6 protein-coding genes are annotated in these 11,179 nt (G+C 51.5%); 1 reads left to right on the top strand and 5 read right to left on the bottom strand.

From position 1 onward, the window contains the following. From IQ260_RS19895 to IQ260_RS19910, 5 genes are all read right to left on the bottom strand, one after another. A partial coding sequence (locus IQ260_RS19895; RefSeq protein ID WP_322745003.1) for a tetratricopeptide repeat protein occupies positions 1-2,264 on the bottom strand: 2,264 nt, incomplete at its 3' end. Positions 2,265-2,457: 193 nt separating this feature from the next. Beyond that, entirely contained in the window at positions 2,458-3,567 is a 1,110-nt protein-coding gene (locus tag IQ260_RS19900; RefSeq protein ID WP_193994838.1) for a DUF1822 family protein, read from the bottom strand. 31 nt (positions 3,568-3,598) lie between these two features. Next, on the bottom strand, positions 3,599-4,936 hold the full coding sequence (locus IQ260_RS19905) for a sigma-70 family RNA polymerase sigma factor (protein WP_193994839.1): 1,338 nt from the start codon (positions 4,934-4,936) through the stop codon (positions 3,599-3,601). A gap of 45 nt (positions 4,937-4,981) precedes the next feature. Continuing rightward, positions 4,982-5,110, bottom strand: a complete 129-nt coding sequence (locus tag IQ260_RS31540) for a hypothetical protein (RefSeq protein ID WP_265579572.1) — start codon at positions 5,108-5,110, stop codon at positions 4,982-4,984. 80 nt (positions 5,111-5,190) lie between these two features. Next, positions 5,191-7,476: a caspase family protein gene (locus IQ260_RS19910; RefSeq protein ID WP_193994840.1), complete on the bottom strand. Its 2,286-nt coding sequence runs from the start codon at positions 7,474-7,476 to the stop codon at positions 5,191-5,193. 363 nt (positions 7,477-7,839) lie between these two features. On the opposite strand from IQ260_RS19910, the gene IQ260_RS19915 reads away from it, so the two are divergent. After that, positions 7,840-10,833: an nSTAND1 domain-containing NTPase gene (locus tag IQ260_RS19915; protein WP_193994841.1), complete on the top strand. Its 2,994-nt coding sequence runs from the start codon at positions 7,840-7,842 to the stop codon at positions 10,831-10,833. The last annotated feature ends 346 nt before the right edge of the window (positions 10,834-11,179 follow it).

The following is an 11,179-nucleotide window of genomic DNA, read 5'->3' on the forward strand; positions in this document are numbered from 1 at the left end:
CTGTTAAGACTTTGTGCAACATCAGGATGCTCAGGTCCTAAGGCAGCTTCACGAATTGCTAAGGCCCGTTCGTATTGAGGTAGTGCTTCAGCATAGTTACCTTGGTCTTGGTATAATCCGGCGAGGTTGTTAAGACTTTGTGCGACACTGGGATGCTCAGATCCCAGAGCAGCTTCATAAATCGTTAAAGCCCGTTCGTATCGAGGTAGTGCTTCAGTATAGTTGCCTTGGTCTTGGTACAACTCGGCTAGATTATTGAGGCTGGTTGCGACATCAGGATGTCCAGGTCCCAGGGTGGCTTCACGAATTGCTAAAGCCCGTTCGTATCGAGGTAGTGCTTCAGTATAGTTGCCTTGACCTTGGTACAATCCGGCTAGATTATTGAGGCTAGTTGCGACATTGGGATGCCTAGGTCCCAGGGCAGCTTCAGAAATTGCTAAGGCTCGTTCGTATCGAGGTAGTGCTTCAGTATAGTTGCCTTGGTCTTGGTACAACCGAGCTAGATTATTGAGGCTGGTTGCGACATCAGGATGGTCAGATCCCAGGGCAGCTTCAGAAATTGCTAAGGCTCGTTCGTATCGAGGTAGTGCTTCAGCATAGTTGCCTTGGTCTTGGTACAGCACGGCTAGACTGTTAAGACTTTGTGCGACATTGGGATGCCTAGGTCCCAGGGTGGCTTCACGAATTGCTAAAGCTCGTTCGTATCGAGGTAGTGCTTCAGCATAGTTGCCTTGGTCTTGGTACAACCAAGCTAGACTGTTGAGGCTGGTTGCGACATTGGGATGCCTAGGTCCCAGGGTGGCTTCACGAATTGCTAAAGCCCGTTCGTATCGAGGTAGTGCTTCAGCATATTTGCCTTGATATTGGTACAACGCGGCGAGGTTGTGAAGACTCTGTGCGACATTGGGATGCCTAGGTCCCAGGGTGGCTTCACGAATTGCTAAAGCCCGTTCGTACCGAGGTAGTGCTTCAGCATAGTTGCCTTGATAATGGTATAATAAAGCTAGATTGTTGAGGCTGGTTGCGATATCGGGATGGTCAGCTCCCAGGGTGGCTTCACGAATTGCTAAAGCCCGTTCGTACCGAGGTAGTGCTTCAGCATAGTTACCTTGGCCTTGGTGCAACAAGGCTAGGCTGTTAAGACTTTGTGCGACATCAAGATGCTCAGGCCCTAGGGCGGCTTCACGAATTGCTAAGGCCCGTTCGTATCGAGGTAGTGCTTCAGCATAGTTGCCTTGGTCTTGGTACAAAGCGGCTAGATTATGCAGGCTGGTTGCGATATCGGGATGGTCAACTCCCAGGGTGGCTTCATAAATTGCTAAAGCCCGTTCGTACCGAGGTAGTGCTTCAGCATAGTTACCTTGGTCTTGGTACAACAAAGCTAAGTTGTTGAGGCTGGTTGCGATATCGGGATGGTCAGATCCCAGGGTGGCTTCACGAATTGCTAAAGCCCGTTCGTATCGAGGTAGTGCTTCAGCATAGTTGCCTTGGTCTTGGTACAACACAGCTAAGTTGTTGAGGCTGGCTGCGACACCGGGATGCTCAGCTCCCAGGGCAGCTTCACGAATTGCTAAAGCCCGTTCGTATCGAGGTAGTGCTTCAGCATAGTTGCCTTGGTCTTGGTATAACCAAGCTAAGTTGTTAAGGCTGGTTGCGATATCGGGATGGTTAGCTCCCAGGGCAGCTTCACGAATTGCTAAGGCTCTTTTTGCAACTAAGATTGCTTCTTTATATTGGCCACGTTGATATAAGTCAATGGCTTGTTGATTAAGGTTTGCAGCGTCTGCTAACCGCTGATAGTTTTCTAGTTCACTGACTGAAGAATTTTGCCAAGACAGAATGTAGTCACCAGTTTCATTGACTGAATACGTATTAGCAACAACTTCGTACTTTCCATTGCTCGGCAGCTCAACAACTAATCGTACATTATTTCTCTCATTATTATCATTCTCTGCAATTTTATTCCCATCCGGTCCTACTAAAATCAAATAAGCGTTAAACTCTTCACTGACCAACGCAATATCAATAATTCCTCCCTCGTAGCCCTCAAACTCATGACGCGCTGCATAGCCGCCATCATCCAGTATCTCACTATTCTCATCTAATCTCCTGGTGACTGTTTTCTCCTCAATCTGCGTCTGAGCAACTGCCATTTGCTGACTACCTGCCCACAAAACTATCGGCAATGCCAATTCACCGATGCTCCATGTTCCTAGCACAATTGCCGAAGACCATAGCCAACCCAAAAGAGATTTAGACTTCACAAAACCACCTCAAGAAACACAAACCTGAAACTTTTAAGGAGCAGAGGTTAAAGAAATTCTACTTGAGCCGGACTAACTCCGGAGGAGACGCTTCGCGTTAGGCTTGCCCATGCCCCCAGGGCTATACGACTTTGCTCAGCCCTCTATTCATAAAGTTGAGGAATATAGATTTTGTTACCCCCCTATCCCCAGACTACACCACACTTTCAAACCCAAATGCTGGCAACGTTAATGTCTCTCCATCCGGTGCTCCGATTTCTACTGTAAACTGTTCATCTAAGTTTCCGATTACCTGAATGTACAAAAATGTCGTCACCGAATCGTGGCGTAGCTCGCTCCTGGACATGACCACTGCCTGCTCACTTACCTGCAGCTCCATGCCCACTGGTAAAGGCTGGTCTCCTGCTGGGCCAACCAGCACAAACAAACTCCACTCATGAGTTTCTGGCAGCTCCCACAGCAGCGTATATACCTGACAAACTGTCTCACCAACGCTGATTGACTTGCATGCGCCTACGGCTTCTGTCGGTATCTCTACCCCCTGTCTTTTTAGCGTTTCTAAAATTGGGACTAGCTTTTCAGTAGGCTTCTCAGAGTCTCGCATTTCAGAACCTCGTAACCCATAGCTAGGGGTCAACGACGGAATAAACTGCCATGCTAGTTGTTCAGCGACCGTATCTAACTGTCCCTGTAGCCAGATGCCAGTATTAATGATTGCTTTAATTGGGCTGGGGACAGGGGCTGTTTCAACAGCGGGAATAATGGCCTCGGGCTCTAGACAGCTGAGATACCATAGCAGCTTTTCTGGCCTGACCGTAAACTGTTCTACCGGTACGACATAGCTCTCTCCATCAGCATGCTGAGGTAGAAGATTGCTGAGCTGGTCGTGGCGCAATCCAGGTCCTACATGTACCTGATCGATCTCTTCATGGACTTCTACTAACACATACAGATGTGCTTTATCTCTGCTAGTCACCGCCGCTGCTGGAATCCGAACCTGCTCGTCCTGCAGCGTGCCCATGGGTAGAATACACAGACGAAAATCTCCCACCTGCACATGGGTATCTGTCTGCGGTGCTGCTGTCCGTGGATAGGTCATAATCAGCGGTGTACTGCTTTCATTTAGCCACTGTTCAAAACCGGCGATCGCAAGTGCCCGCATGAAACTTTGCCACTGGTCATCTAAATCTGTAACTGTTTGACAGATATCAGCGGCCCATTGGGTAGAGGTAGGAGATAGCATAATCGTTTTTGTTGTAATAGGTTTAAAGCTATTGTCAGAATTAGAAGCGTCAATACTCATGGCGTTAAGTCGGGTAGTAGAAGCGGGTTACTCAAGCAGGTGGCAGAGGCATGGATGGCACCACCTCACACAGCTGTCGGGCAAACACACTTTTGGCCGTACGATTTGCAGGCATGCGAGCCTCTGATGCCGCATCTGACATAATCGATTTTGTTTCTTCTTGTAGAATCTGTTCTAGCTGCTGTGCGATCGCATCCAGCTGATCCGCAGACAGATGCTCCAGTGCCTGGTCTTTGACCCGCTCTTGAAGCTGTTTCAGCCAGTAAATACATACCTCAGTTCGAAACTGATTAAGGTTGAGCAGTCGGGTCACCGCTACCTGGTTGTTGAGCCCTACGATGGCTGCGATTTCCTTCATGGAACAACCCTCGCAGTGAAACAGCTCTAACGCTTTACGATAGGTCTCTCCCTTGGGTACTTTCCGTGCCTGGTAACGCTCGGTATAGACGGCGACGGTCACCTGAATGGCCTCACCCAGCGTGGCTCGAAAATCTTGGTGATAGCTTTCCATAAAACGGATTTGTTGATCCTCAGTCTCGTCAGGTTCGGGGGCAACGGGCTCAGGATAGTCTTGAGCGTCGATTGACCGCGTCGGCAGAGGCCCACCTCGATTGGCCACACGAGACTCCCGCAGCCGTTCGGCCAGGTCCTGCAGTCGCGATCGCACCACATTAACTGGCTGGCTCGGGTCAATGCGGTGGAGCTGTTCATCGGTGGGGGGCAAACAGCGCTGGCCCCTGCCCGCGCGCTGTCGGATGCGGTCCTGGCGATAAACCTGGTGATAGGCGTTGAGTAATTTGCCTTCCGTGGCTAGCATGGACGTACTCAGGTGAGGCAAAAATCGAGATAGTTGAGAGACCTGAGTATCGTTGAGAATGGCCCACGGTGTAGCCCGGTACAGCCCCTGGCTGAGCAAAAAATTATTCAGCTCCCGGTGACTTTGGGTGAGGCGTTTGGCCCAGACACTCAGGGAAGCCCGGTCTGGACTATAGCTAGTGAGAATTTTGATGGCTAATGACGACTGTGTTGGAGGGACATCACCCGGATCATCCAGTACTTTCGACCATAGGTCCGCTGCTCGAAACCCATAGGTCTCACCAAAGTTGTGGGCCAGCTGCCTACAGGTGATGACAATATGGTGGGACAGCCAGCAGCGCAAACAGAGCTGTGCGATCGCAGCATCTTTTGCCTCTGTTTTCCAAACTTGCCACAGCCGACTCTGACAGTTGCGATCGGAGATATCTTCAGCCGTCATGACTTTGGCAAAAAGCCGTTTAAACAGCTGCTGTGCCTCAGGATACTCTCGGGATGATAGCTGTCCTGCGGCTGTCAGGACCGTCATTTTCCAGTAGTTAGAGGGAGTTGCCATGGTAGAAGGGGATAGATTACGGCCCTGGTATAATTCTAAGTGGATTTAGCTTGTACTCAAAATACTTAGCACTGGATTTTCTGACGCCGCGTTGGGATAGCTATCGGTGACCACTAACTGATGATAGAAAAGAATAACGAGCAGTAAACAAACCGCATGGAGTAGGGTTTTCATACAATCAAGGGCCTCCTTTCTCTACTAAGTAGGAGTACCGCTCAGGCCGCTGCACTTATTCATACAGCGACGTCACGCGCCTATGCCACCACCTCAAACACAGCGGAAAATGCCGCTAGTCTCTCCGCATCAGAATGTTGGGTACCGCGTATACGGATGCCGCCGCTGCGAGCATTGCGGTTTAGGTCCCCCAGCAGGCTATCTAGAACCTGCACCGGAGAATCCTCTCCCTCATTGGCACCACGGGTCTGGCTTCCTCCAAAAAATATAGGACTCCCGGAACGAATGCCTCGTCCTCGGGCAATTTGCTTGAGTCCTTTGAGGGCATCCCGTAGCTGATCGGTGCTGGCTAGTACCAAGAGTTCAAAGTGACCCGGCGGTCCCAGCACTTCAAACACAAAGTTGCTACCCGGACCGGGGGCTACCAGCCGCTCTCCTGGAGAGACTAGCGTAGCTATCTCATCTGCATCCCAGTCAACCGGGTGTAGCACAATCAGATCGCCTGAACTGTTAATCACCAAAATGCTGATATAGAGATTTTTCGACTCATTGTTAGTTACCCCCATCTCAAGCGTGGTGCCGATTTTCACCTGTTGGATGCCGGTGTCAATCGTCTGGGCAATCAGTCCTGTTTCTTGAGCGGCGCGGCTGCCTCGGCTTAGTAAGGGATCACTAGCTGCCACAGGTGTGACCTCAATGCCCACATTGACGTTAGACGTTTCGCCATTGGCTACCGACTTCAGAATTCGTCCCGCTAGCAGCATTTTCATGCGCGCCCGCAAACGAGCCACGGCGTTTTCTACAGCCTCATTCAGCCGCCCAAATGATTCTGGAATGGGCGTCAACCCTGGGGTGAAGAGACCGATACTGCCGATGGCAGCGTTAATGGTAACGCCCTGTTGAGTGGCGATGGCCTGGCTGTTATTGGTTAGTCGCCCCAGTAAATAATCAATTGGCTGGGTTTGATCCACCCTAACAACAGTGACCCGATTGACCGTAGCCAGGGCAGTCTTGGCGCTAGCGGCAGCATCGGCTAGGCTCTCATCCACCCCTACCCGCAGTGAGAGATCTGCCGGAATTCCCCTCACCTGTTCTCGCATCAGAAGGCCGCGATTGAGGGTGCTGCGACCGCTGGTTTCTAGGGTGCCGTATCCTTCTAGGCCCGCCCGTCCTGTCTGAGTTACCTGCCCCATGGGGTTACCCTGGGCGTCGATCAGATTAAAAACAGCCCCTTCGGTAAAGGCTTCAAGATTTTGGGAGGAGACACCGCCTAACCAAAATGTGACCTGGCTGCCCTCGATTTTACGAATGACCGCTTCTGCAGAGGGCTGAGGCGGTTCAATAAATAAGGGAGGCTGCTGGGCGAAATTGCTGTTGGGGGCAACATTATAGACGGGCTCTTGTTCAAGACCGGCACTCTTGGCAACATCTTGAGTCCGGCGCGACAAATTAACAAACGTATTTTCTAAGGAATGATTGCCCACCTGCTGCCATAGATAGCGCGTCAGCAAATAGGTAAACGCACCGGCATGAAAATCTCCAAACGGGGCATCTGCTGCTAGCTGATTGATGCGGGCTGACCCCATGGCCATGCCTTTAGCAATGCCTGCCTGGCGTAGTTCTCTCAGTTTCTGGGGAGACAGCTGGTTATGTTCACGCCATTTTTCCTGGTAGGCTAGCTCCACATCAGACGGTTCGATTTCGCCACTCAGCAGCCGGTTGTTTACGGCTCGGATGACTAGGTTACCTCGGGTGCCGCCGCCAGAATGGCAGCTGTCTAAAATTAGGCTGACGTTATCTGTCTTGAGGGCGTAGGAGAGCAAAAACAGTGTTTTGCCCATGATGTCATCCACATGTTTATTTTCAGGTGTAGTATTCTCGCGGCCATCTATGGGGACGATGGTACCGTTACGATTGTCATACTCAGGAATGCCGTTATCTTCTTTTACTAGAGAGCCGTGACCGGAGTAGTGAAAAACAACGACATCTCCGGCGGTGGCCTGGTTGATTAAATGGTCTTCAAAAGCTCCGAGGATATTGTCCCGTGTGGGTGGGGCGGCGATGCGATCGCTAATAATGCCGTCAATGGGATCGCTAATGATTTTGATATCGTCGGGCTGAAAGCCAAAGCGATGCACCAGCAGTTCGTACTGCATTTCTACGTCGGTCAAACAGCCCCGCAGACGGCCGATGTCAGGGGTATAGTTATTGATGCCTACCAGCAGCGCTAGTTTTCTAGGGGTGGCCTGGGCCAGTGCTTTGCCGTAGCGATCGCACTGTTGCAAAAAGCCTGTCTGGCTGAGACCCAGGGTGGCTAGGGTGGACCCGGCGAGCTGTAGAAAGTGGCGGCGCTTGAACTGGGGCATGGCAGGGGGTAAACGTTTGCTATGGGGCGCTATTTCTAGGCAGCTTAGGCTTATTCGTTGGCGGTAAAGCTGGGCGGTAATAATTTTTGATGGCGATTTTCAACGTCAACGTCCCACAAACACCATTGGCTGAGCAGCAGGTTGGCTGAGCGGAGTCGTTCGCGCAGCGTCTCCTTTGGAGTTAGCCAACTCTCACAACCAGCGGCCCCTTCGACTCCGCTCAGGGGTCGCTTACTCTTCGCTCAGGGGTCGCATATTCGTTAACTTGAGAAATATCAACAGCTACTGACGAAACCGAAACCAACCGCTTATTCTTTATCTGGGGTGTAATACATTCTAGGTTGTGTGTGCAGGATTGCAATAGTGTCTTCAGGCTCTCCGTTTTCTGGCGATTTTTTTAAGCAGTCCACTGAAGCGGTTGGCGGTTTTATCCGGTGGATCGCGGAGCTGATTGTATCCAAAAACTGGTTTAGCCTGGCGGTGCTGCTGGCGGTGACGGTGATCTTTTTACTGAACCCGCGAAGCGGTATTGCCTTTAAGTTTTTGGATATGGACCTAGACGCTGAGCCCCTGCCAGGATGGTATAGCGGTGCATTTTGGGTGACGGTGCTGGGGCTGCTGGGTACGGCCCTGGTGATAGCGGTGCGGACGATGCCCAAGGCGGTGGCTCTGGCCCCCGATGATATGACTGAGCGGAAGGCGATTAAGGGACTGCGGCCCTTTAGTCTGGACGATGCTGAGGTGTATGCACAGCTGCAGCGAAGGCGGCAGCTGCGGGACTGTGTGGAGGCTCTCACCAGTGATGGTTTTCGGTTTGGCATTTTGATGGGGGAGTCGGGCTGTGGTAAGACTTCTTTTTTGCAGGCGGGGGTGTTGCCGCTGCTGACTCCAGAGAAGGCAAGCTGTCTGGGTGTATATATTCGGTTTAACGATCAAAAACCGACTAAAACTATTGCTAAGGCGCTGGCGGAACAGCTGAAGCTGCCCCTAGAGAAACTGTTACCAATGGATGAGCCACAGGAGCGGCTATTGGGGGTGCTACAGCAGGCAGCAGCTACGCAGGAATATCCGTTGGTGCTGCTGTTTGACCAGTTCGAGCAGTTTTTTGTTCATCAAAAGCGGAAGGAAGACCGACAGCCCTTTATTGAGCAGCTGGCGACCTGGTATCGCGATCCGGTGCCGTTACCGATCAGAATTTTGGTCTCTATCCGGTCTGATCTACTTTATCAGCTGGATGATTTACATCAGGCATTGGGCTATTCCCTGGGACCCCAGGAAGTGATCCAGATTAAAAAATTTACCCCTGGTGAAGCGACTAAAGTGTTAGGGGTGATTGCCCAAACGGAGGGATTGGACTTTAACAAAAATTTTGTCACCGAACTGGCTGAAGAAGAGCTAGCCAGTCGAGAGGATGGATTGATCTCTCCGGTGGATGTGCAGATCTTGGCCTGGATGATCGAACGGCAAACGGCGGATGAGCTGCGGGCGTTTAACCAAAGTGCGTTTCAGAAGTTTGGTGGGGTGGAGGGACTGCTGACCCGATTTTTAGAGCGTACTTTGGATGCCAGGGTGATTCCGGCCCAGCGACAGTCGGCGGTGAAGGTGTTGCTGGCGCTGACGGACTTAGATAGTCAGGTGCGGGCGGGGGTATTGACCCTGCCGATGCTGAAGGATACGCTGCGCAATACGGTGAAAGTCGAAGAAGTCGCTGAAGCGGTGAACTGGCTGGTGCGGGGAGATGTGCGGTTGATAACGCCGCAGGAGCAGGATGGACAGACGGGCTATGAGCTGGCCCATGAGCGGTTGATACCGGCGCTGATGCGGCTGGCGGGGAAGGAACTGTCGGCGGCGGATCGGGCGAATCGGTTGCTGGACCGGCGGGTGAATGAGTGGTTGGGAAATAACTGTAGCGGTCGGTATTTGTTTGGAGTACGGGAGCTGTGGCAGATAGAGCGGCAGCGACCCTACCTGGTGTGGGGTAGCAAGCGAGAACAAAAGCAGCGGCTGATAACGCTGAGCAAGCGGCGACTGTATGGTGCGGGATTAACACTGGTGCTGGTGGGACTGTTGACAGCAGTGGGTAGCGGTTGGATGTATTGGACGCCCCAGGGACAGATTTGGAATGCTAAACGGCAGTTGATGGGGTTGTTGAATGATGTGCCACCTGCACGGCAGGCTGAGGCGGCGGTGGCATTTGCAAAGAATGCTGAGTGGGGGCGGGCTGAGGGGATTCTGAAAGGATTAACGGGAAATGACGCTACAAAAGCGCGGGATGCTGAGTTAGCTAGTGCTTTAAGAGAGACGACGGCCTTTTTATCTAGAACCGATCTCGATCATGAGACAGTAATTGATGATATTCAGATACTTGCCAACGCAATTCAGGACGACGGGTATAAATCCGATGCGTTGCGTGCCATTGCCACTGCCTATGTCGAGTTAACGGACCCCGAGAGTGCCGAGAGCGTCCTCAAGCAGTCTCTCGAGGCGGCTACAGCGATTCAGGACGACGGGTCTAAATCCGATGCGTTGCGTGCCATTGCCACTGCCGCTGTCGAGTTAACGGACCCCGAGAGTGCCGAGAGCGTCCTTAAGCAGTCTCTCGAGGCGGCTACAGCGATTCAGGCCGACGGGTATAAATCCTATGCGTTGAGTGCCATTGCCACTGCCGCTGTTGCCAGACCTAGTGAAGAGATCTTCACAGATTTACTTGACGATATTCTCCAGTTTGCCAGAAAAGAAAATGCAAATCGCCCCATGGAGACCATTGCCACCTACTACGCCAAGCAAGAAGCTTGGGGCGAGGCATTAAACGCCTTGAGAAAAACAGGCCGTACGGATAAGGCCATTGGACTAACGAGACTGATCACAGCTCTGGCGGAGTCAGAAAAGCCTGAGCTGATCGACGGGCCAGTGGTGCTAGATATAAATATTGTTGATGACACTCCTGGTAACGCTGCTTTAGAGGCCACGATTCAGGCACCAGATCAAGACTGTCAACAACGTACGGACTGGTGGGAAGTCATTACCCTCCAGGGAGGCTTACAAGAAAATCATCGTCGCATCCTTAACACGGTTCACAAGGACTTTCCTGAGCCACTAAAGGACACAATACAGGGTCTAGATATTCAACCTAATGACGAGGTTATCATTCGCGCCCATTTTCAGGGAAATTATTTTTCTGGCCGCGATCCGTTTAGTCAGCAAGGAGAACAATATACAAAATCAGGCTACACTGACCAGGCTCTGCGGGGCTCTATCGCCAATGGCTTCAAGTCCATTCGCATTTCTAAAGATTTTGCTCAACACTTGGCCAAGCAAGAGCCGCTGCCAGACCCTAAATTGTGCAAAGAGTCTTGATTCTGTTGAGGTGCATTGCAATACACCCTACGCAGCTCATCAACTTTTTTTGATATGAAATAGTCGAACACCAAGTTAATACTTTGTATCTTGACGGCGATAGATTTTTGCTTTAATTTCAACTAATGCCGTGACACCCACGGCTGACTAGAACCTAAAATTTGGCACCATCGGCAGGTGCGTCCAACACCGTACCGATGGCTAACCCCCAGAAAGCGCAGGGCAATCTGGCGGCTGGGCACATTATGCCTCAGCCACCTCGATTAGCAAAACTATTTGCGGGGTGGCTGAAGTTTAGGTTCTGGCTTTCCTACGCCTCAACGCCTCTTTTGTCGAGGCCCTATAC

It is taken from the genome of Leptolyngbya cf. ectocarpi LEGE 11479 (assembly GCF_015207065.1).
GTDB classification, from domain to species: Bacteria; Cyanobacteriota; Cyanobacteriia; order Phormidesmidales; family Phormidesmidaceae; genus Leptothoe; species Leptothoe ectocarpi.

Excerpts from the sequence above, each read along its gene's own strand:
- IQ260_RS19900 (WP_193994838.1), bottom strand. The coding sequence starts at position 3,567 with ATGAGTATTGACGCTTCTAATTCTGACAATAGCTTTAAACCTATTACA.
- IQ260_RS19905 (WP_193994839.1), bottom strand. The coding sequence starts at position 4,936 with ATGGCAACTCCCTCTAACTACTGGAAAATGACGGTCCTGACAGCCGCA.
- IQ260_RS31540 (WP_265579572.1), bottom strand. The coding sequence starts at position 5,110 with ATGAAAACCCTACTCCATGCGGTTTGTTTACTGCTCGTTATTCTTTTC.
- IQ260_RS19910 (WP_193994840.1), bottom strand. The coding sequence starts at position 7,476 with ATGCCCCAGTTCAAGCGCCGCCACTTTCTACAGCTCGCCGGGTCCACC.